19 protein-coding genes and 1 tRNA gene are annotated in these 20,710 nt (G+C 70.8%); 14 read left to right on the top strand and 6 right to left on the bottom strand.

Features of this window, described 5'->3' with window-relative positions:
- The first annotated feature begins 77 nt into the window (after nt 1-77).
- Together ACH65_RS12745 and fdxA are read left to right on the top strand one after the other, a co-directional pair.
- Nucleotides 78-153, top strand: a tRNA-Glu gene (locus ACH65_RS12745).
- Between the two features lie 317 nt (nt 154-470).
- Nucleotides 471-794, top strand: coding sequence for a ferredoxin FdxA (fdxA, locus tag ACH65_RS12740; RefSeq protein WP_049622981.1), 324 nt, complete (start codon nt 471-473; stop codon nt 792-794).
- Between the two features lie 104 nt (nt 795-898).
- Here the strand turns inward: fdxA and ACH65_RS12735 are convergent, their stop codons facing one another.
- Entirely contained in the window at nt 899-1,486 is a 588-nt protein-coding gene (locus ACH65_RS12735) for a hypothetical protein (RefSeq protein ID WP_049622980.1), read from the bottom strand.
- Nucleotides 1,487-1,524: 38 nt separating this feature from the next.
- Nucleotides 1,525-2,418 (bottom strand): 4-hydroxy-tetrahydrodipicolinate synthase, encoded by an 894-nt coding sequence (dapA, locus tag ACH65_RS12730; RefSeq protein WP_049622979.1) that lies wholly within the window; start codon nt 2,416-2,418, stop codon nt 1,525-1,527.
- A gap of 126 nt (nt 2,419-2,544) precedes the next feature.
- Between dapA and ACH65_RS12725 the strand changes: the two genes are divergently transcribed.
- The 5 genes from ACH65_RS12725 to ACH65_RS12705 all read left to right on the top strand — a co-directional run bounded on the left by ACH65_RS12725 (nt 2,545) and on the right by ACH65_RS12705 (nt 8,161).
- Complete coding sequence (locus ACH65_RS12725) at nt 2,545-3,102, top strand: glycine cleavage system transcriptional repressor (protein WP_237561509.1); 558 nt, start codon at nt 2,545-2,547, stop codon at nt 3,100-3,102.
- Nucleotides 3,103-3,331: 229 nt separating this feature from the next.
- Nucleotides 3,332-3,793, top strand: coding sequence for a peroxiredoxin (locus ACH65_RS12720; RefSeq protein WP_049622978.1), 462 nt, complete (start codon nt 3,332-3,334; stop codon nt 3,791-3,793).
- Nucleotides 3,794-3,911: 118 nt separating this feature from the next.
- Nucleotides 3,912-5,294 (top strand): PhoH family protein, encoded by a 1,383-nt coding sequence (locus ACH65_RS12715; RefSeq protein ID WP_049622977.1) that lies wholly within the window; start codon nt 3,912-3,914, stop codon nt 5,292-5,294.
- 385 nt (nt 5,295-5,679) lie between these two features.
- Complete coding sequence (locus ACH65_RS12710; RefSeq protein ID WP_272913774.1) at nt 5,680-6,603, top strand: aspartyl/asparaginyl beta-hydroxylase domain-containing protein; 924 nt, start codon at nt 5,680-5,682, stop codon at nt 6,601-6,603.
- A gap of 163 nt (nt 6,604-6,766) precedes the next feature.
- On the top strand, nt 6,767-8,161 hold the full coding sequence (locus ACH65_RS12705; protein ID WP_049622975.1) for a serine hydrolase domain-containing protein: 1,395 nt from the start codon (nt 6,767-6,769) through the stop codon (nt 8,159-8,161).
- A 6-nt stretch (nt 8,162-8,167) separates the two neighbouring features.
- Here ACH65_RS12705 and ACH65_RS12700 read toward each other — a convergent pair whose 3' ends face one another.
- From ACH65_RS12700 to grxC, 4 genes are all read right to left on the bottom strand, one after another.
- Nucleotides 8,168-9,289 carry a helix-turn-helix transcriptional regulator gene (locus tag ACH65_RS12700; protein WP_049622974.1) on the bottom strand — a complete coding sequence of 374 codons (1,122 nt, stop codon included), beginning with the start codon at nt 9,287-9,289 and terminating at the stop codon, nt 8,168-8,170.
- 150 nt (nt 9,290-9,439) lie between these two features.
- Nucleotides 9,440-10,453 carry an isocitrate dehydrogenase gene (locus ACH65_RS12695; RefSeq protein WP_049622973.1) on the bottom strand — a complete coding sequence of 338 codons (1,014 nt, stop codon included), beginning with the start codon at nt 10,451-10,453 and terminating at the stop codon, nt 9,440-9,442.
- A gap of 159 nt (nt 10,454-10,612) precedes the next feature.
- Entirely contained in the window at nt 10,613-11,017 is a 405-nt protein-coding gene (locus ACH65_RS12690; RefSeq protein ID WP_049622972.1) for a carboxymuconolactone decarboxylase family protein, read from the bottom strand.
- Entirely contained in the window at nt 11,014-11,277 is a 264-nt protein-coding gene (gene grxC, locus ACH65_RS12685) for a glutaredoxin 3 (RefSeq protein WP_049622971.1), read from the bottom strand. The genes ACH65_RS12690 and grxC overlap by 4 nt, the downstream gene beginning before the upstream one ends.
- Nucleotides 11,278-11,394: 117 nt before the next feature.
- Here grxC and ACH65_RS12680 point away from each other — a divergent pair, with 117 nt between their 5' ends.
- From ACH65_RS12680 to lpxH, 7 genes are all read left to right on the top strand, one after another.
- Nucleotides 11,395-13,089: a M48 family metalloprotease gene (locus ACH65_RS12680; protein ID WP_049622970.1), complete on the top strand. Its 1,695-nt coding sequence runs from the start codon at nt 11,395-11,397 to the stop codon at nt 13,087-13,089.
- A gap of 94 nt (nt 13,090-13,183) precedes the next feature.
- Complete coding sequence (gene phoB / locus ACH65_RS12675; RefSeq protein ID WP_049622969.1) at nt 13,184-13,873, top strand: phosphate regulon transcriptional regulator PhoB; 690 nt, start codon at nt 13,184-13,186, stop codon at nt 13,871-13,873.
- Between the two features lie 250 nt (nt 13,874-14,123).
- Nucleotides 14,124-15,221 carry a phosphate regulon sensor histidine kinase PhoR gene (gene phoR, locus ACH65_RS12670; protein WP_425478296.1) on the top strand — a complete coding sequence of 366 codons (1,098 nt, stop codon included), beginning with the start codon at nt 14,124-14,126 and terminating at the stop codon, nt 15,219-15,221.
- 65 nt (nt 15,222-15,286) lie between these two features.
- Nucleotides 15,287-17,386: a polyphosphate kinase 1 gene (ppk1, locus tag ACH65_RS12665; protein ID WP_082190301.1), complete on the top strand. Its 2,100-nt coding sequence runs from the start codon at nt 15,287-15,289 to the stop codon at nt 17,384-17,386.
- A 144-nt stretch (nt 17,387-17,530) separates the two neighbouring features.
- A complete protein-coding gene (locus ACH65_RS12660; RefSeq protein ID WP_049622966.1) occupies nt 17,531-19,048 on the top strand; it encodes a Ppx/GppA phosphatase family protein in 1,518 nt (505 codons plus the stop codon).
- 59 nt (nt 19,049-19,107) lie between these two features.
- Nucleotides 19,108-19,806, top strand: coding sequence for a peptidylprolyl isomerase (locus ACH65_RS12655; RefSeq protein WP_049622965.1), 699 nt, complete (start codon nt 19,108-19,110; stop codon nt 19,804-19,806).
- Complete coding sequence (gene lpxH / locus ACH65_RS12650; RefSeq protein ID WP_049622964.1) at nt 19,806-20,543, top strand: UDP-2,3-diacylglucosamine diphosphatase; 738 nt, start codon at nt 19,806-19,808, stop codon at nt 20,541-20,543. The genes ACH65_RS12655 and lpxH overlap by 1 nt, the downstream gene beginning before the upstream one ends.
- Nucleotides 20,544-20,710: the final 167 nt, after the last annotated feature.

Raw genomic sequence — 20,710 nt, 5'->3', positions numbered from 1 at the left:
CCGTCGTGGAACGACTTCGTCCACAGGCATTGCCGAGCGACACAATTTCGCTATACTAGCGCGCCTCGCAACATTCCGCTCCCTTCGTCTAGTGGCCTAGGACACCGCCCTCTCAAGGCGGGAACACGAGTTCGAGTCTCGTAGGGAGCGCCATTATTTTTGCGATCGTCCTTGATCGCTGCGCTAAGGAAAGGCACAGGCATCTCATCTGCCTCGCTTCGACTTGGCGCCAGAAGCGGCCATCCATGGCCGCACTTCTCAGTAAAATCCCGCTTCGCATATTAGCTATTGGGTTTTAGCCGCTTAGCTATTGGGCTTTAGCCGCAAGAGCTGCCTGTCGCGGCTTTTGCCGTTTTGCCCGCACAGCGTCCGGGGCAAAACGCCGACGGCGAGGCGGCCATCCGCCGCACCTTTCCGTTGAGGCTCCGCGCGGCGATACTGGGCTGCGTTTTTCACAAGAGCTGTTCGCCATGACCTTTGTCGTTACCGACAACTGCATCAAGTGCAAGTACACCGACTGCGTCGAGGTATGCCCCGTCGACGCCTTCCACGAAGGCCCGAACTTCCTGGTGATCAACCCGGACGAGTGCATCGACTGCACGCTGTGCGAGCCGGAATGCCCGATCAACGCCATCTACCCCGAGGACGACGTGCCCGCCGGGCAGGAAGGCTTCGTGGCATTGAACGCCGAACTCTCCCGCGACTGGCCGGTGATCACCGAGCGCAAGGACGCCCTGCCCGACGCCAAGGAATGGGAAGGCCGCCCGGGCAAGCTCGACCAGTTGCAGCGCTGAGCGCCCGGCGGCGCGCGCCGCAGCCGCAGCGCCGCGCACCGTACGGACTGGAAACGAAAACGCCGCCCGATGGGCGGCGTTTTCCGTTGCGCGGACGAGACCGCTTACTTGCTGGCGAGGCTCGCGCGCAGCGCATCGACCACCTTGCCCACCGCACCGGCGCCGCCCTGTGCGCGCACTTCGCTGGCGTTGTCGCCGCTGCCGCTGACGGTGATCTGCACCGGATGCGCGGAGGCACCCGCCGCGCTGCTGCTCTTGCTGCGGTGGAACAGGCGGCCGAAGAAGCCGCGCTTGTGCTCCGCCGTCTCCGCCGCGACCACCGACACCGTGTAGGTGTGCGCGGTATCGTCGTGCGCGGTGACCTGGCCGAGCGCACCGCCTTCCAGTGCCTGGCCGACGCGGCGGTAGGCGTTGTCCACCGAATCGGACAGCACGAAGCCGTCGGCGATCACGCCGCCGCCGTTGCCGAAGCGCGAGGTGGCGCCGTTCGCGGTCGGCTGGTTGGCGCCGGGCGGCGGGATCACCAGGGCGGCGCTGGCCGAGGGCGTATCCAGGCCCGGCGGGATCTCCAGCGGCGCTTCCTGCTGCGCGTTCTGCCACGCCTTCTGCGACCGGAACGCGCCGCAGCCGGAGAGCAGCAGGGCGGAGAGCGCCAGGATCGGCAGGGCGACGACGAGCGAGGTTTTCTTCATGTAAGCGGATTCCGTGAGAGTAGCGTGCGTAGCGGTGATCAGGCGGCTTCGGCCAAGGATGCCAGAGTGGCCAGCGCCTCGCGCAGGCGGGCGCGGGCCGCGGCGTCCGAAAGCTCCACCAGCGGCAGCCGCGGCACGGCCGAACCGAGCCCCAGCAGCGGCAGGCCGGCCTTCACCGCGATCGGGTTCGGCGCGCAGTCCAGTGCCTTCAGCAGCGGCTCCAGCGCGGCACGGCTGCGGGCGGTGGCCGCCTCGTCGCCGCCGGTGGCCGCGTCGCACAGCGCGCGGAACGCCTTGGGCACGAGGTTGGCCACTACCGAGATGGTGCCGGCGGCGCCCGCCAGCATCGCCTGCCCCGCGCTGCCGTCGTCGCCGGAGAGATAGACGAAACCCGGCCGCGCAAGTTCCGCGACGGCCTGGATGCGCTCGGCGTCGCCGCGCGCCTCCTTGATGCCGACGATGGCCGGATGCTCGCGCAGCGCCGCCACCGTAGCCGGCAGCAGGTCGCTGGCGGTGCGCGCCGGCACGTTGTAGAGCACCACCGGCAGGCCGCCGTGCTCGGCCACTTCGAGGAAGTGCCGGCGCATGCCCTCCTGGGTGGGACGCACGTAGTAGGGCACCACCACCAGCGCGGCGTCGGCGCCCAACTCGCGCGCGCGGCGCGTCAGCGCCACGGTCTTGGCAGTGCCGGCCTCGCCGGTGCCGGCGAGCACCGGCACGCGGCCGGCCACCCGCTCCACCGCGAAGGCGAGCAGGCGCTCGAATTCGTCGTGCTCGAGCATGTGGGCCTCGCCGGTGGAACCGGCGACCACCAGCGCCTCGGTGCCGCCGGCGAGCTGGTAGTCGAGCAGGCGGCCGAAGGCGTCCAGATCGAGCGCGCCGTCCGCCGCGAACGGGGTGGCCAGGGCGCAGATGCTTCCGCGAATGTTCAAGGCTGGGAATGTCCGCCAGAGTCCAAGCCACTGATGTTACTTGCGGCCTCGTCGGACGGGCAAGTAAGCTCGTCGCGGTCGGGCGCCGCATCGCGCCCCGTTGGCACGAACCGCAGGTAGCCTTCCTTGAACCGTTCCAGCGCGCGCACCGGCAACGAGCACCAGTTGCTGATCCAGACGCTCACCCCCGCCACGCGCGCGCCGCTGCTGTCGCTGGCCCGGCGCATCGCCGACGCCGGCTGCAGCCTGGCCGACGCCCGCGTCTCCACCATCGGCGACGATACCTCGCTGACCCTGCTGGCGGCCGGCCCCTGGGATGCGGTGGCCAAGCTGGAGACGGCGCTCACCAAGTTCGGCCGCGACCCGGAGCTGCACCTGCAGCACTACCGCACCACCCCGCGCGAGCAGACCGCGCACCTGCTGCCCTACCTGGTCGAGGTGGTGGCGGCGGACCGCCCGGGCATCCTGGTGAAGCTGATGGAGTTCTTCAATCGCCACGAGGTGCGCGTGGAGCAGCTGAACTCGATGCGCTACCAGGCCATGCAGACGGGCGCGGAGATGTTCCAGGCACAGATCAGCCTCGGCATTCCGGCGGAGCTGCACCTGGCCACGCTGCGCGACGATTTCTTCGAGCTCTGCGACGGCCTCAACCTGGATGCCGTGATGGACCCGGTGAAATTCTGAAAGCCGCGCCCCGGAGCGCGGCCCTCGAGCATCGCGCGACGGCGGCATGCTGACAAGACTGTTCGCCGACGCGATCGGCGCGCTAGCCTCTGCCCCGGGCACACAGGAGGCGCGCCATGCCGGCGGCGGATATTCCAACCAGCTCTTCCGTCTCTTCCGTCCGCGGCGACGCCCGCGTGCCCGCTCCGTCCATCTGAACAGCGAAGCGCCCCGCGCTTCCGGAGAAGCCATGCCCGAACTCGGCAAGAAAGTCCCCAAGCTCAGCGGCACCACCGGCGACGGCAGCACGCTCGCCCTCGACAGCCTCAAGGGGCAATGGGTCGTGGTGTATTTCTACCCGAAGGACTCCACCCCCGGCTGCACCACCGAAGCCCAGGGCTTCCGCGATCTCTACCCGCAATTCCGCGAGCGCGGCGCCGAAGTGATCGGCGTCTCGCGCGACTCGGCCAGGTCCCACACCAACTTCGCCGGCAAGCAGCAGCTGCCGTTCCCGCTGATCGCCGACACCGACGAAACCTGGTGCAAGGCCTTCGACGTGATCCACGAGAAGGTGCTCTACGGCAAGCGCTACCTGGGCGTGGTTCGCAGCACCTTCCTGATCGACCGGCAAGGCAAGCTGGCGCAAGCCTGGCTCAACGTGAAGGTGCCTGGCCACGTCCAGGCCGTGCTGGATGCCATCCCCGCACAGTGAAGCGCGCATCCTTCGCCCGTTCCACCGCCTCGCCCGCGCGCCGCGCGGGCGGTGACGGCTCCTGCGCGGAACCGGCCGTTCCGCGCCCCCTCCTCTCAACCGGCGAGGTTTTCTCCGCATGACCGGAAGCAAGCGCATCTACGCCCTCGACACCAACGTGCTGCTGCACGACCCGACCGCGCTGTTCCGTTTCGAGGAGCACGACGTGTTCATCCCGATGACGGTGCTGGAGGAACTGGACGAGAAGAAGAAAGGCGGCTCGGAAGTCTCGCGCAACGGCCGCCAGGTCAGCCGCTTTCTCAACGAGCTGATCGAGCGCGGCAACGGCCACGGCATCAGCAACGGGCTGGAGCTGATCAACCCCCAGGGCATCAGCCTCAAGCGCGGCGGCGAGGTCGGCCACCTGTACTTCCAGCAGCGCGCCACCAACGGGCACGGCAAGGCGGACAACCAGATCCTCTCGGCGGTGATCGAGCTGCGCGACGAGCACCCCGGGCGCGCGGTGGTGCTGGTCACCAAGGACATCAACCTGCGCATCAAGGCGTCGATCTACGGCATCCACGCGGAGGACTACGAGAACGACCGCGCGCTGGACGACTTCGCCCTGCTCTACACCGGCGCCACCGAGCTGGCGGAGGATTTCTGGAGCCGGCACCCGGAGGTGCAGTCCTGGAGCGAGCGCGGCCGCACCTATTACAAGCTGGCGCTGCGCGAGGGCGAGGACTGGCACCCGCAGCAGTGCCTGTACCTGCCCGGCGACAACAGCGTGGAACTGCGCGTGCTGCGCATGGACGTGGAGGGGCACGCCACGCTGGTGTTGCTGGACGACCACAGCCACGCCAACCACAGCGTGTGGGGCATCTCCGCGCGCAACCGCGAGCAGAACTTCGCGCTCAACGTACTGATGGACCCGGACGTGGACTTCGTCACCCTGCTCGGCACCGCCGGCACCGGCAAGACCCTGCTGGCGCTCGCCGCGGGCCTGGCGCAGGTGATGGACCAGCAGCGCTACCGCGAGATCATCATGACCCGCGCCACCGTCTCCGTCGGCGAGGACATCGGCTTCCTGCCCGGCACGGAGGAAGAGAAGATGACGCCGTGGATGGGCGCGCTCACCGACAACCTCGAAGTGCTCGCCAACCCGGAGGAAGGCGGCTCGTGGGGCCGCCAGGCCACCAACGACCTGCTCGCCTCGCGGATCAAGATCCGCTCGCTCAACTTCATGCGCGGGCGCACCTTCCTCTCGCGCTACCTGATCATCGACGAGGCGCAGAACCTCACCCCGAAGCAGATGAAGACGCTGATCACCCGCGCCGGCCCCGGCACCAAGATCGTGTGCCTGGGCAACGTGGAGCAGATCGACACGCCCTACCTCACCGAGACCACCTCCGGCCTCACCTACGCGGTGGACCGCTTCAAGGGCTGGGCGCATTCGGCGCACATCACCCTGCGCCGCGGCGAGCGCTCGCGGCTGGCGGACTTCGCCTCCGAGGCCCTGTAAGCCGCGACGGCGGGCGGCGGACGGGCCTCCGTCACCGCCTGCCGCCCCGTCGGACCACGACCTCGCGGGACCGGCCACGCCGGGCCGGGCGCGCGCATCCGGAAGGCTCCACCCCAGCGGGCGTAGCTCCCCGCCACCGCGCAGGCGCGGTCATCGCCGCCGGACTCGTCCGGCACTCGCCCCCCCCTCCCGAGCGGTACATGGCGATGCCCGCCGGCACCGCCCCGCCGTTGACCTCGCTCAATCGTGCCGCCGGCGTTGGCGCTATGCTTGGCACCCGCCGGGCCGCCGGTTGATTCACGCGGCGTCGGCCTCATTCTTAGCCGGTTGCGACGGCGCGCATGCGCCCATGTAGAGCCTTATGGATTTCCTCACCCCCCGCCTGATCGTCCTTTACCTGCTGCTGGCCTTCGCGCTGTGCGTGCTGCTGGTGCACCTGCGCGGGCGGGCGCGGCTGCGCTTCGACCGCCAGCTGGTGGACCACTCGGCGCTGTTCGCGCCCTACAACCTGCTGATGTACGCCTTCTCCGCGGTGCCGGCGCGGCCGATCCTGGACCGCCGCGGCTTCCCGCAGCTGGACCGCCTGCAGCAGAACTGGCAAACCATCCGCGAAGAAGCGCTGCACCTCTTCGACGAGGGCTACATCCGCGCGGCGGAGAAGCACGGCGACGCCAGCTTCAACAGCTTCTTCAAGCAGGGCTGGAAGCGCTTCTACCTCAAGTGGTACGGCGAGCCGATGCCCTCGGCGATGGCGCTGTGCCCGAAGACGGTGGCACTGCTCAACGCCATCCCCGGCATCAAGGCGGCGATGTTCGCCACGCTGGCGCCGCACAGCAAGCTCAACCCGCACCGCGATCCGTTCGCGGGCTCGCTGCGCTATCACCTGGGCCTGATCACGCCCAATTCGCGCGACTGCCGCATCTTCGTCGACGGCGAGGAGCACGCCTGGGGCGACGGCAAGGACGTGGTATTCGACGAGACCTACGTGCACTGGGTGGAGAACAAGACCGACCAGACCCGGGTGATCCTGTTCGCCGACGTGGAGCGCCCGCTGCGCACGCGGCTGATGGGCGCGATCAACCACCGCGTGGGCGCCTTCATGGGCAAGATCACCACCTCGCCCAATACCGACGCCGAGGCCGGCAAGACCGGCCTGGTCAACCGCCTGTTCGCGCTCAACCAGCGCAACCGCGAGCGCAACCGTGCCTTCAAGAAGAAGCATCCGAAGCTGTTCCGCGCGCTCAAGTACCTCGGCATCGCGCTGCTGATCTGGCTGATCTTCCTGGCGCCCTGGCCGCTGGTGCGCTGAGCAGGCCCCGGAAACGACGAAGCCGCGGCCGCCAGGCCGCGGCTTCGTCGCTCCGCCCACCGTCCGAACCCCGGGTACGAACGTACGATTCCGCCGGATCGGACGCCCCGCACCCTCGGCACGCCCGATCCTGCCCGCCTCATCCACGCAACGGGAAAGGATCATGGTCCGTCTGTCATCCCTGGGCTGGCGCAGGCCGGTCGCCACGCTGCTCGTATCGGTGGCCGCCGCCGCGGCCGCCGTCGTCTGGCTGAACCGGGAGGCGCTGCATCTCGCCACCGCCTCGGTGAGCCGCTCGCTGTGCGCGGCGGCCTTCGTCTCGAAGGTCGACCCCGGCCGGGTCTACGCCGAGGAGCAGCGGCCGCTGATGGACGGCATCGGCGGGGCCCTGCGCTACACCGTGGACCGGCCGCGCCGCGAAGTGCGCAGCAGCGTGCTGGGCCTGTTCCCCGCGCGGGCGGTGTACCGCGACGGCCTGGGCTGCCTGGTGATGCACGGCGACGGCCCGGTGCCCGAGGCTGCCGGCCTGGCGGACGCCGCCATCGCCGACGCCTTCGGCCCCGCCGTGGTCGAGCCCGCCGACCCCGCGCTGCGCCGCGCGCTCGACCAGGCCTTCGCCGAACCCGACCCCGTGCACCCGCGCCTGACCAAGGCCGTGGTGGTGTTGCACGAAGGCAGGCTGGTCGCCGAGCGCTATGCGCCCGGCTACGGGCCGGACACGCCGATCTGGGGCCACTCGCTCACCAAGTCGGTGACCCAGGCGCTGATCGGCGTGCTGGTGCGCCAGGGCCGGCTGCGGCCGGAGCAGCCTTCGCCAGTCGCAGCCTGGCGCTCGCCAGCGGACCCGCACCACGCCGTCACCGTCGACCAGCTGCTGCGCATGGACAGCGGGCTGCCGTTCGACGAGACCGACGGCCCGGCCAACCCGTCCACCCACATGTGGTTCCGCGAAGCCGACACCGCGGCCTACGCGGCGCGGATGCCGCTGGCCCACGCGCCCGGCAGCGCCTGGGGCTACAGCAACCTCGGCTACGCCCTGCTGTCGCGGATGATCGGCGACGCGACCGGCGGCACCGCCGCCGGCGCCGAGCGCTTCGCGCGCCGCGAACTGTTCGCCCCGCTGGGCATGCGCAGCGCGGTGATCGAGACCGACGCCGCCGGCACCCTGCTGGGCTCGGGCTTCATGTACGCCTCCGCGCGCGACTTCGCCCGCTTCGGCCAGCTCTACCTCGACGACGGCGTGGCGGACGGCCGGCGCATCCTGCCCGAGGGCTGGGCGGCCTACGCCCGCTCGCAGACGCTGGACACCGGCTACGGCGCCGGCTTCTGGACCAACCTGGTGAACCAGGGCCGCGTGCCGGTCTGGGACGCCCCCTGGGGCATGCCGGAGTTGCCGCGGGACATGTTCTACGCCCGCGGCGCCTTCGGCCAGTACATCGTGATCGTGCCGTCGGCGCGGCTGGTGGTGGTGCGCCTGGGCATCAGCCTGGAGGGCGGCACCGGCATCGGCGCGGTGGTGGCGGGAATCATCGCCGCCCTGCACCGGCGGCCGGCGTAGGGCGGATCAGGCCGCCGGCGCGGCGGCCCGCGCGTGGCGCCGGCGATAGTCGCTGGGCGTCTCGCCCACCTGCCGCTTGAAGGCCGCGTTGAAGGTGGACTTGGAGGTGAAGCCGCAGGCGTAGGCGAGGTCCAGGATGGTGCGCGCCTCGCCGGGGTCGGCCAGCCGCCCGCGCACCGCCTCCACGCGCAGGCGGTTGACGTAGTCCCAGAAACTGCCGCCCAGGCGGCGGTTGATCACCGCCGACACCAGGTATTCCGGATAGCCGCTGCGCCTGGCGACCTGGCCGATGGTCAGCGCCGGCTCCAGGTACAGCGGCGCCTCGCCGCCCATCAGCTGCGCGAGGCGGGCCTCGACCGCCGCGTAGCGGGATTCGTCCGCCACCGGCACCGCCTCTTCCGCCGGCGCCGCGGACGGCGCCGGCTCGGCCGGCACCGGCGGCTGGCCGAGGCTGAACCAGCCCACCATGCACACCCAGGCCGCCACCAGGCCGAACAGCAGGCCGTAGTTGAACACCGGCAGGTAGACCAACGCCTGCACGATGGCCAGGCCCCAGATCGCGACCTGGAAGCCGGCCATGGCGTCGATCCAGCGCAGCGACAGGCGGTCGGCATCGGAGCGTCGCGCGCGCAGCCGGCGCCGGTAGCCATGCACCAGCGCCAGGGCGGCGACCACGTAGGACACGCTGTAGAGGAACAGCGGCACGTCGAACCAGGCCCCGACCGCCCGCTCGCCGGCGATCCAGCGCGCCGACAGCGCCTGCAACGACGCATCGTCCATCACGAAGACGTGGCCGTTGAGCCCCAGCATCACGACGAAGCCGGCCAGGTGCACCACGTCGCGCGTCCGGAAGCCGCGCTCCTGGGTGAGCGCGCGCACGTACAGGTAGAACAGGCTGCCGTAGAGGAACGGGAACAGCGCCACGAAGCGGTAGGCGCGGAACCACTCCGGCGACAGCAGGTGCCAGTACAGCGCCTTCACCGCCAGGTCGACGCCCACCAGGGCGACCCACACGGCCAGCAGCCGGTTGGCCTCGCGGTTCGCCGGCCGCCGCCACAGCGCCAGGGCCAGCAGGGCGGCCTGCACGGCGGCGGCGAAGTAGACGAAGGTCCAGAACGTCAGGCGCATGCTCGAAAGGGCCGGTGTCGATGGCGAAGCGGAATACCCTGGCCGCCGGTTGCCGGACGCGGCGCCGCCCATCCTAGCCAGCCGGTGCCGATCCAGAAAGCGGAAGGCCGCGGTCGATGCCGCGGCCTTCCGGGTGCTGCGCGGGCCGGCTCAGGCCTTCACGCGCCGCGCGATCGCCTCGCCGAAGCTCTGCGTGCTGCCGGTGCCGCCCACGTCCGGGGTGACGTGCTCGCGGTCGTTCGCCATGGTGTCGCGGATCGCCTGGCGCACACGGGTGCCCTGCTCCACCAGGCCGAGGTGGTCGAGCATGTCGGCCGCGGCCAGCAGCAGCGCGCAGGGGTTGGCGATGCCCTTGCCCGCGATGTCCGGCGCCGAGCCGTGCACCGCCTCGAAGATCGCCGCCTTCTCGCCGATGTTGGCGCCGGGCGCCAGGCCCAGGCCGCCGACCAGGCCGGCGCACAAGTCGGAGAGGATGTCGCCGAACAGGTTGGTGGTGACGATCACGTCGAACTGGTAGGGGTTCATCACCAGCTGCATGCAGGTGTTGTCAACGATCATCTCGTTGAACTCGATCTGCGGGTATTCCTTGGCGATCTCGCGGGCCACGTTGAGGAACAGCCCGGAGCTGGTCTTCATGATGTTGGCCTTGTGCACGGCCGTGACCTTCTTGCGGCCCTTCTTCACCGCCAGCTCGAAGGCGTAGCGCACGATGCGGCTGCTGCCCTTGCGGGTGTTGCGGATGATCGACTGCGCCGTCTCGCCATCCTCCGACAGCGTCTGCCCCTCGGACAGGTAGGCGCCCTCGGTGTTCTCGCGCACCGTGATGATGTCGATGTTCTCGTAGCGCGCCTTGGTGCCGGGGAAGCTGATCGCCGGGCGCACGTTGGCGTAGAGGTCGAAATGCCGGCGCAGGGTCACGTTGATCGAGGTGAAGCCGCCGCCCACCGGCGTGGTGAGCGGGCTCTTCAGCGCCACCTGGTGCTCGGCGATCTTCTCCAGCGTGACCTGGGGCAGCAGGTCGCCGTGCTTTTCCAGCGCCACCATGCCGGCGTCGACGAAATCGTAGGCGAGGCCGCAGTCCAGCGCGTCGAGCACGCGCAGCGTGGCGGTCATGATCTCCGGGCCGATGCCGTCGCCGGGGATCACGGCAATGGTCTTGCTCATGGGGGAAGCTCCTTGCGGAATGACGAGTCGACGGGCCCGATGGGGAAGGACGGGCCCGGTATCGCGTCAATTATCGCCTACGGCTGCGACAAGGTGCCGCCCCTCGCGGTGAAAATCCTCGCATGCAGCGTTGCAAAAACTCGCATGCGAGGCGGGCGCTCAGGCGTGGTCGGCGCAGGCCTCGGCGGCGCCGTCGGCGCCGGCTTCGAGCTGGTCGAGGAAATCCACCGCGCGGCGCAGGTGCGGGATCACGATGGAGCCGCCCACCACCAGGCCCACGCCGAAGGTCTCGAAGAACTCCTCGCGGCTCACGCCGGCGTCCTTGCACTGCGCCACGTGGTAGCTGATGCAGTCGTCGCAGCGCAGCACCAGCGAGGCCACCAGGCCGAGCAGTTCCTTGGTCTTCACGTCCAGCGCGCCGGCGCGGTAGGTCTGCGTGTCCAGCGCGAAGAAGCGGCGCACCACCTGGTTGTCCTCGGCCAGGATGCGCTCGTTCATGCGCTGGCGAAAGGCGGTGAACTCGGCCACGCGGTCCTTCCCGCCGCCCTTACCACCGCTGCTCATGCGGCCTGGCCCAGCAGTTCGGCCAGCTTGCCGCTGCGGTCGGCAGCGACCAGGTCGTCGAAACCGCCCACGTGCTGGTCGTTGATGAAGATCTGCGGCACCGTGCGGCGGCCGCCGCTGCGCTCGAGCATGGCCTCGCGCTGCGCCGGGTCGGCGTCCACGCGCACTTCGTCCCAGCCCAGCCCCTTGGACTTGAGCAGGTTCTTGGCCGCCACGCAGTAGGGGCACACGGCGGTGGAATAGATTTCGATCTTGGGCATCTCATGTCTCCGGGAACCGGCACCAGCCCGCGATATGGGGGCGTGCCGCAGGGCCGCAAGCGGCGCCGGTGAACCGGCGGCAACCGTCACGGTCTGAAATGGTATTGTCGCTTACCTATGACGATGGCACCACGACGCTCCTCCACCCGCCTGCTGGCCGCCCTGGCGTGCGCCGGGCTGGCGCTGGCCGGCGCCGCGCCGGCCCAGCAGGACATCCGGCTGCCGGACCTGGGCAGCTCCGCCGACGCGCTGATCTCGCCGCAGGACGCCCAAGACTACGGCGCCGCCATGCTGCGCGAGATGCGCGCGCTGGACATGGTGGTGGACGACCCGCTGCTGGACGACTACATCAACGACCTCGGCTACCGCCTGGTGGCCGCCAGCGACAAGCCCAAGGACCACTTCTCCTTCTTCATCGCCAAGGACGACGTGATCAACGCCTTCGCCGCGCCGGGCGGCTACATCGCGGTGAACTCGGGCCTCATCACCATCACCCGCAGCGAGAGCGAGCTGGCCGGTGTGATCGCGCACGAGATCGGCCACATCACCCAGAACCACCTGCAGCGTACCTTCGAGGATTCGAAAAAGAACGCGCCGCTGATGGCCCTGGTGCTACTGGGCGCGATCGCCGCCGGCGCCGGCCCCAACTCCGGCGACGCGCTGCCGGCGGTGCTGATGGGCGGCCAGGGGCTGATCCTGCAGCGGCAGATCAACTTCACCCGCAAGGACGAGACCGAGGCCGACCGCGTGGGCATTCAGACCCTGGCCAACGCCGGCTTCGACCCGCGCGCCATGGCCGCCTTCTTCGAGCGCATGCAGGACGTGATGCGCGCCGGCGCGGGCGGCGACGGCGACGTGCCGGAACTGCTGCAGACCCACCCGGTGACGCTCTCGCGCATCAGCGACGCCAAGGCGCGTGCCGACGCCCTGACCGCGCAGCAGAAGCTGCGCCCGGCGCACTCCACCCTGACCCGCAGCCAGTGGGAGCAGGCCAGCGCGCCGATCGCCTACGTCAAGGACCCCAGCGTGCTCGCCCCGCCCGCCGCCGGCGGCGACCTGGGCACCTACGTGCTGATGCGCGAGCGCGTGCGCGTGCTGTCCGGCGACGCCGGCAAGCTGGCCGCCTACTACGCCTCCAACCTCGGCCACCAGCCCGGCTTCGACACGCCCGCCAACCGCTACGGCTACGCGCTGGCGCTGACCCGCAGCAGCCGCGGCGCGCAGGCGCTGGAGCAACTGCAGCCGCTGCTCGCCGCCCACCCCGGCAACCCGGTGCTGCAGCTGGCCCAGGCCGACGCGCGGCTGCAGGCCGGCCAGCGCGCGGCGGCGCTGGCCGCCTACCGCGAGCTCAGCGTGCGCTCGCCGCGCAACCACGCCATCGCGCTGGCCTACGCCAAGGCGCTCACCGGCGGCGACCGCCAGGAGGCGACCCAGGCCGCCAACCTGCTGCGCCCGATGCTGGACAACGCCGACGAGCCAGACATCTACCGCACCTACGCCCGCGCCAGCGACAAGGCCGGCGACGGCGTGCGCGCCGGCGAGGCCTACGCCGACGCCAGCTACCTCTCCGGCCGCCCGTTCGACGCCATGGAGCAGCTCAAGCGCCTGCTCAAGCGCAACGACCTGGACTACTACGCCCGCGCCCGCATCCAGGCGCGCATCAGCGACCTCACGCCGCTGGTGATGGAGCTGCGCAAGCGCCGCGTGCAGACCGAGGACAACCCCGACGGCCGCAGCCAGCAGCCGCTGCAGGGCCAGCATCCCGGCGAGGCGTGCAGCGGCCGCCTGTGCTTCGGCCTCGGTACGCACTGACGCGGGCGCGCCCGCGCGCTCCTTGAGTGTCATCCCGGCGTAACATTGCCCCGCTGCAATAAACGCGTCACAGGCCACCGGGCGGACCCCCAGCGTGCACAAACGCATCCTGATCGTCGAAGACGAAGCTTCGATCCGCGACATGATCGCCTTCGCCCTGCGCAAGGCCGGCATGGACGCGGCGCAGGCGGTGGACGCCCGCGCCGCCCAGCTGGCGATCGCCGAGCAGGTGCCGGACCTGATCCTGCTCGACTGGATGCTGCCCGGCATGAGCGGCCTCGAGCTGGCCCGCCGGCTGCGCAAGGAGGAGCTGAGCCGGGAGATCCCGATCATCATGCTCACCGCGCGCGGCGAGGAGATGGACCGCGTCAACGGCCTGGAGGCCGGCGTGGACGACTACGTGGTCAAGCCCTTCTCCACCCGCGAGCTGATCGCCCGCATCAAGGCGGTGCTCCGCCGCAGCCAGGGCGACGACGGCTCGGGCATGATGGAGCTGGGCAGGTTGCGCATCGACGGCCCCGCCCACCGGGTGTTCGCCGGCGAGGAGCCGGTGGCCATCGGTCCCACCGAATACCGCCTGCTGTACTTCTTCATGACCCACCCCGAGCGCGTCTACTCGCGCGCCCAGCTGCTCGACCATGTGTGGGGCGGCAGCGTGTACGTGGAGGAGCGCACGGTGGACGTGCACATCCGCCGCCTGCGCAAGACGCTGGAGCCGTGGCAGCTGGACAGCATGGTGCAGACCGTGCGCGGCACCGGCTACCGTTTCTCCGCGTCCACCTGACCCGGGTGGCCGCGCTTGCCCGCGGCGGTGGGATTGCCGATGCTGCCGCGATCCCCATGCCTGCGCCCGCCCACCGCCGATGAAGCCCTTCGACCGACCCTGGACCCTGCCCGCCGCGCTGGCGCTGCTGCTCGTGGCCGGCGGCCTGCTCGGCCAGGCGACGGGCGGGCGACCCAGCCTGGGCGTGGCGATCGTCGCCGTGCTGGAAGTTGTCGCGCTGCTGACGCGAAGCCGTCATCTGTCGCTCGCCATGATGCCCACACCTCCCGCCAACCCGCTGCAGCATGACCGTTTCATGACGCGCTCCCTCCGCCTCGCCTCCAGCCTGCACGACCTGCGAACCGCGGCAGGCAGCCTTCCCGACGCCGTGGTGCTGCTCGACAACGAGCAGCGGGTGCGCTGGTTCAACCACGCCGCCGAATCCCTGCTCGGCCTGCGCCGCCCGCACGACCGCGGCGCGGTGCTGAGCGACAAGCTGCAAGGCTCGACCCTGGCCGAGTGGCTGGACGGCGAGACGCACGAGCCGCTCAACGACCTCGCCGCGCCCGGCAAGCCGGACTCGCACCTCAACGTCACCCTGCTGCCGTTCGGCCGCGCGCAGCGGCTGCTGTTGGCACGCGACATCAGCCACCTGACCCGGCTGGAGCAGATCCGCCGCGACTTCGTGGCCAACGTCTCGCACGAGCTGCGCACGCCGCTCACCGTGATCCACGGCTACCTCGAGCTGCTCGACCCGGAAGACGTGCCCGAGCTCGCGCCGGTGCTCGGCGAGATGCGCGCACAGTCCAAGCGCATGGGCCAGATCGTGGAGGACCTGCTGACCCTCTCGCGCCTGGAGACGCAGGACCACATCAGTGACGAGCGCGTGCCGATGGCGGCGCTGCTCGCCACGCTGCGCCGAGAGGCCGAGGCGCTGAGCCAGGGCCGCCACCGCATCGTGCTCGAATCCACCGCCGAGGCCGACCTGCTCGGCTCGCCCAAGGACCTGCACAGCGCGCTGTCCAACCTGGTCAGCAACGCGGTGCGCTACACGCCCAGCGGCGGCGCCATCACCATCCGCTGGCGGCGCGAGGCGGGCGGCGCCGTGTACGAGGTCGCCGACACCGGCTACGGCATCCCGTCCAGCCACCTGGTGCGGCTCACCGAACGCTTCTACCGCGTCTCCTCCAGCCGCTCGCGCGAGAGCGGCGGCACCGGCCTCGGGCTGTCGATCGTCAAGCACGTGCTCAACCTGCACCAGGCGCGCCTCACCATCGAGAGCGCGCCGGGCGTGGGCTCCACCTTCGCCTGCCATTTCGGCCGCGACCGGCTGCTCGACCCCGCCACCGGCGGCGGCGAGGAGATCTGAACGGCAGCCATCGTTCGCGGCGTTGCGGAATGTATGCGGCGACGGCATCGGCAAGAATGATCGTCATGGCCCGCAAACCCACCTCTCCCGCCGCCCTCGCCCCGCTCGACCTCGCCGCGCCCGAGCTCTACCTCAGCCGCGAACTCGCCGCGCTGGAATTCAACTTCCGCGTGCAGGCGATGGCGCGCGACCCGCAGGTGCCGCTGCTCGAGCGGCTGCGCTACCTGAGCATCGTGGCCAACAACCTCGACGAGTTCTTCGAGGTGCGCGTGGCCATGCTCAAGCACCACCACGCCTACGGCTCCGCCGCGCCGGGGCCGGACGGCATTCCCTCCGGCGAGCTGCTCGCGCGCATCCGCAGCCGCGTGCTGGAGCTGGTGGCCGAACAGTACGCGATCTGGCACGAGGCGCTGACGCCGCAGCTGGCAGCCGAGGGCGTGCGCTTCCTCACCCGCGAGCGCTGGGACGAGCGCCAGCGCCGCTGGCTGCTGGGCTATTTCGAGCACGAGGTGCTGCCGGTGCTCTCGCCGCTGGGGCTGGACCCGGCGCATCCGTTCCCGCGCATCCTCAACAAGACGCTCAACATCGCGGTGGTGCTCCGTGGCCGCGACGCCTTCGGCCACGAAGGCCACATGGCGCTGGTGCGCGCGCCGCGCTCGCTGCCGCGCATCGTGCGCCTGCCCACGGAGGTGAGCGGCGGCGGCGCCGACTTCGTGTTCCTGGCCGAACTGCTGCAGGCCTTCGTCGACCTGATGTTCCCGGGCTTCGAGGTGATCGGCTCCTACCAGTTCCGCGTCACCCGCAACAGCGAGCTGATGGTGGAGGAGGCGGAGGTGGACAACCTCGCCCGCGCGCTCAGCGCGGAGCTGGTCGGCCGCGGTTACGCGCGGCCGGTGCGGCTGGAGATCGCCAGCGACTGCCCGCAGTCGATCACCGCGATGCTGGTGCGCAACTTCGAGCTGGAAGAGGCCGACGTCTACCGCTGCGACGGGCCGGTCAACATCATCCGCGCCGGCCTGGTCTGCGACGAGCTGGACCGCCCCGACCTCAAGTTCCCCCGCTTCACCCCGCGCCTGCCGGCCGCGATCGCCTCGGCCAAGAACCTGTTCGCGGTGATCGGCCGCCAGGACGTGCTGCTGCACCACCCCTACGAGAGCTTCGCCGCGGTGGTGGACCTGCTGCGCCAGGCCTGCGCCGACCCCTGCGTGCTGGCGATCAAGCAGACGCTCTACCGCGCCGGCGAGGACACCCCGCTGGTGGACCTGCTGGTGGAGGCCGCGCGCAACGGCAAGGACGTCACCGTGGTGATCGAGCTGCGCGCGCGCTTCGACGAGGAGGCCAACATCCGCTTCGCCACCCGCCTGCAGGAGGCCGGCGTGCAGGTGGTGTACGGCGTGGTGGGCTACAAGACGCACGCCAAGATGCTGCTGATCGTGCGCCGCGAAGGCGAGGCGCTGCGCCGCTATGCCCACCTCTCCACCGGCAACTACCACCAGGCCAACAGCCGCCTGTACACCGACATCGGCCTGATGACCGCCGACGCGGAGATCGGCGAGGACCTGCACAAGGTGTTCCAGCAGCTCTCGGGCCTGGGCCCGATGATCGAGCTCAAGCGCCTGCTGCATTCGCCCTTCACGCTATACAAGGGCGTGATGGCGAAGATCGAGCGCGAGACCCTCCACGCGCAGGCCGGCCGGCCGGCGCGCATCGTGGCCAAGCTCAACGCGCTCAACGAGGCGCACGTGATCCGGGCGCTGTACCGCGCCTCGCAGGCGGGGGTGGAGATCGACCTGATCGTGCGCGGCGCCTGCACCCTGCGGCCGGGGCTGCCCGGCGTGTCCGAGCGCATCCGCGTGCGCTCCATCGTCGGGCGCTTCCTGGAGCACAGCCGCGTCTACTGGTTCGCCAACGACGGTCAGTCCGATCTCTACTGCGCCAGCGCCGACTGGATGGAGCGCAACCTCCGGCGGCGCATCGAGGTCGCCTTCCCCATCCTCGACCCGGCGCTCGCCGCGCGTGTCTACGAGGAAACCCTCGCCAACGGCCTGGCCGACAACACCCAGGCCTGGCTGCTTGGCGCCGACGGCCGCTACACCCGCGCCCGGCCGGGCGGCGCGTCGCCGCACAGCGCGCAGCAAACCCTGCTCGAACGCCGGTGCGGTTAGGCGCATGCCCGCACCGGCAGGACTGAGTCGGCAGGCGTCCCAGGCGTTCCGGCCGCCGCCCGCCACGCGGGCCGTCGCTGTCGCTGCCGCGGCGACGCATGCGAGAATGCCGGCCCTGTCCCCCTACCCACGGAGCAGTCGCGCGTGAGCCTAGGCGATCCGATACAGATCCGCGACGGCGAACTGATTGCCGCCATCGACATAGGCTCCAACAGCTTCCACATGGTGGTCGCCCGCGTGGAACACGGCGAGCCCCGCGTGATCGACCGCCTGCGCGAGACGGTGCGCCTGGCCCTGGGCCTGCGCAGCGACGGCACCCTGGACGCCGAGCACCGCGCCCGCGCGCTGGCGTGCCTGGCGCGCTTCGGCCAGCGCATCGCCGGCATCCCCACCCACCGCGTGCGCGTGGTCGCCACCAACACCGTGCGCCGGCTGGCCACGCCACAGGCTTTCCTGAGCGCGGCCGAAGGCGTGCTCGGGCATCCGGTGGAAGTCGTCTCCGGACGCGAGGAAGGCCGCCTGATCTTCCTCGGCGCCTCGCATGACCTGCCGGCCTCGCGCGAGCCGCGGCTGGTGATCGACGTCGGCGGCGGCAGCACCGAGTTCATCATCGGCCGCAGCCTGGCGCCGCTGCACACCGAGAGCGTGCAGGCCGGCTGCATCGCCTCCACCCTGCGCTTCTTCCCCGGCGGCAAGATCACCCGCAAGCGCTGGCAGCGCGCGCGCAGCGAGATCGGCATCCTGCTGCAGCAGTTCGCCGAGGACTACCTCGAATCGGGCTGGCAGGAGGTCTACGGCACCTCCGGCAGCGCCAAGGCGATCGACAACGTGGTGCAGGCGATGAAGCTCTCCGACGACGGCGTGACGCCGGCGTCCATCGCCACCCTGCGCGAGGCGCTGATCGGCCAAGGCCAGATCGGCACGCTCAAGCTGCCCGGCCTCGCCGACGACCGCGCGCCGGTGTTCGCCGGCGCGGTGGCGATCTTCGACGCCGCCTTCGAGGCGCTCAGCATCGACCACCTGCGCGTGTGCGAAAGCTCGATGCGCGAAGGCCTGCTGTGGGACCTGCTCGGCCGCGCCGGCGGCAGCGACCCGCGCACCGCCAGCATCGAGTCGCTGGCGACCCGCTACGGCGTCGACCGCGCGCAGGCGCACCGCGTCGAAGCCACCGCCATGGCGCTGTTCGAGCAGGCGGCGCCGGCCTGGAAACTGCCGCCCGAGGCGCACGAATGGCTTTCGTGGGCCGCGCACGTGCACGAGATCGGCCTCGCCATCGCGCACAGCCAGCACCATCACCACGGTGCCTACATCCTGCGCAACGCGGACCTCGCCGGTTTCTCCAAGCAGGAGCAGGCGCTGCTCGCCGCCATCGTCGAATCGCACCGGCGCAAGCCAGACAAGGCAACCTTCGCCTCCCTGCCGCTGCGCTACCGCCAGCTGGGCCGCTACCTCACCGCCCTGCTGCGCCTGGCCGTGCTGTTCCGCCGCGCCCGGCGCGCGGAGTCGCTGCCGCCGCTGCAACTCGACGCCACCAGCAAGTCCCTGCGCCTGGCGCTTCCGGCGGCCTGGCTGGAGCAGCACCCGCTCAGCGAGGCCGATCTCGAGCAGGAGCTGGCGCCGATGGCCACGCTCGGCCTGAAACTCGCCATCCGGCCCCGTTGATCGAACGTGAAGGCCCGCGCGCGTATCATGGCGCGATGTTCGCCCGCCTTAAGCCTGCCATGTCCCGACTCCCGCTCGCCGCGCTGCTGCTGATCCTTCCGCCCGTCCTCGCCGCACAGGCCGCCAAGCCCGAAGCCGCCGCCGCGCCCCCGCAGGTGCTGCTGCACACCAGCCAGGGCGACATCACGCTGGAGCTCTACCCGGACAAGGCGCCCAAGAGCGTGGCCAATTTCCTCCAATACGTGCGCGACGGCTTCTACAGCGGCACGGTGTTCCACCGCGCCATTCCCGGTTACCTCGTGCAGGGCGGCCTGTACACCCGCGAGCTGCAGCCCAAGCGCACCCGCGCCGCGGTGGCCAGCGAGGCCGACAACGGCCTCTCCAACCTGCGCGGCACGGTGGCGGTGGCGCGCGGCGCCGATCCCAACTCGGGCACCGCGCAGTTCTTCTTCAACCTGGTCGACAACCGCCGGCTCGACTACGTCGGCAACCAGAGCGGCCTCACCTGGGGCTACGCCGTGTTCGGCAAGGTCGCCAAGGGCATGGAGGTGGTGGACAAGATCGCCGCCTTGCCCACCCGCGGCCTCGGCCCCTTCACCAGCGACGTGCCCGACCCGCTGGTGGTGATCGAGAGCGCCAGCGTGGTCGGCGAGCAGCCGCCCACCGCCGTCAACAGTGCCGCCCCGGCCCCGGCCGCGGCAAAGCCCGCCGCCGCGCCGTCCAGGCCGGCCGCGAAGCACGGCGGAAGCGGCCGCTGATGGCGACGCCCGCCAGCCTGTTCATCGCCGATCTGCACCTGGACGACAGCCGGCCGCAGATCACCGCGCTGTTCGAGCGCTTCCTCGCCGGCGACGAAGTGCGCCAGGCCGATGCGCTGTACATCCTCGGCGATCTGGTCGAGGCATGGATCGGCGACGACGACGACGCCGAACTGCCCGCGCGCATCGCCCGCGCCACCCGCGCCGTGCGCGACGCCGGCGTACCGGTGTACTTCATGGCCGGCAACCGCGACTTCCTGCTCGGCCGGGACTTCGCCGAACGCGCCGGCCTCACCCTGCTCGACGACGGCACCGTGCACGCGCTCTACGGCCGCCTCACCCTCTTGATGCACGGCGACCTGCTGTGCACCGACGACGTCGCCTACCAGGCCGTGCGCCGTGAGGTCCGCACGAGCGCGTGGCAGGCGCAGATCCTCGCCATGCCGCTCACCGCCCGCCGCGCCTTCGCCGCCAAGGCGCGCGAGGACAGCCGCGCGCATACCGGCAGCACCATGGAAACCATCATGGACGTCAACGCCGACGCCGTCGCCGCGGCGATGCGCGAGGCCGGCGTGACGCGCCTGATCCACGGCCACACCCATCGCCCCGCCGTCCACCGTTTCGAACTGGACGGCCAGCCGGCCGAGCGCATCGTGCTGGGCGACTGGTACGAGCATGGCTCGGTGTTGCGGGTCGCGCCGGAGGGCGCCGAGCTGCGCGGGCTCGCCCTGGCCTGAGCGCCCGGGCGCATGCGACGCCCCATTCCGCGGGGCGGTGTCCAAGGGAAACCGCCCCGCGCTTTCCGGGACGCCGCCGCTTCGCAAGCCTGAGGTTTTTCCATCGCACCGCGGGCCTCGCCCCCATGGCGGTGCTTCGGCCAAAGCCTTAGGGATGCTCTGATCTA

This window comes from Frateuria defendens (assembly GCF_001182895.1).
Taxonomy (GTDB): domain Bacteria; phylum Pseudomonadota; class Gammaproteobacteria; order Xanthomonadales; family Rhodanobacteraceae; genus Frateuria_B; species Frateuria_B defendens.
The sequence above is the reverse complement of the archived record's forward strand: the minus strand, read 5'-3'. Positions and strand labels throughout refer to the sequence as shown.

What these genes read in the sequence shown, in the direction of transcription:
- fdxA (WP_049622981.1), top strand. Translation starts at nt 471, where the DNA reads ATGACCTTTGTCGTTACCGACAACTGCATCAAGTGCAAGTACACCGAC.
- ACH65_RS12735 (WP_049622980.1), bottom strand. Translation starts at nt 1,486, where the DNA reads ATGAAGAAAACCTCGCTCGTCGTCGCCCTGCCGATCCTGGCGCTCTCC.
- ACH65_RS12720 (WP_049622978.1), top strand. Translation starts at nt 3,332, where the DNA reads ATGCCCGAACTCGGCAAGAAAGTCCCCAAGCTCAGCGGCACCACCGGC.
- ACH65_RS12715 (WP_049622977.1), top strand. Translation starts at nt 3,912, where the DNA reads ATGACCGGAAGCAAGCGCATCTACGCCCTCGACACCAACGTGCTGCTG.
- ACH65_RS12705 (WP_049622975.1), top strand. Translation starts at nt 6,767, where the DNA reads ATGGTCCGTCTGTCATCCCTGGGCTGGCGCAGGCCGGTCGCCACGCTG.
- ACH65_RS12700 (WP_049622974.1), bottom strand. Translation starts at nt 9,289, where the DNA reads ATGCGCCTGACGTTCTGGACCTTCGTCTACTTCGCCGCCGCCGTGCAG.
- ACH65_RS12695 (WP_049622973.1), bottom strand. Translation starts at nt 10,453, where the DNA reads ATGAGCAAGACCATTGCCGTGATCCCCGGCGACGGCATCGGCCCGGAG.
- ACH65_RS12690 (WP_049622972.1), bottom strand. Translation starts at nt 11,017, where the DNA reads ATGAGCAGCGGTGGTAAGGGCGGCGGGAAGGACCGCGTGGCCGAGTTC.
- grxC (WP_049622971.1), bottom strand. Translation starts at nt 11,277, where the DNA reads ATGCCCAAGATCGAAATCTATTCCACCGCCGTGTGCCCCTACTGCGTG.
- ACH65_RS12680 (WP_049622970.1), top strand. Translation starts at nt 11,395, where the DNA reads ATGACGATGGCACCACGACGCTCCTCCACCCGCCTGCTGGCCGCCCTG.
- phoR (WP_425478296.1), top strand. Translation starts at nt 14,124, where the DNA reads ATGATGCCCACACCTCCCGCCAACCCGCTGCAGCATGACCGTTTCATG.
- ppk1 (WP_082190301.1), top strand. Translation starts at nt 15,287, where the DNA reads ATGGCCCGCAAACCCACCTCTCCCGCCGCCCTCGCCCCGCTCGACCTC.
- ACH65_RS12655 (WP_049622965.1), top strand. Translation starts at nt 19,108, where the DNA reads ATGTCCCGACTCCCGCTCGCCGCGCTGCTGCTGATCCTTCCGCCCGTC.
- lpxH (WP_049622964.1), top strand. Translation starts at nt 19,806, where the DNA reads ATGGCGACGCCCGCCAGCCTGTTCATCGCCGATCTGCACCTGGACGAC.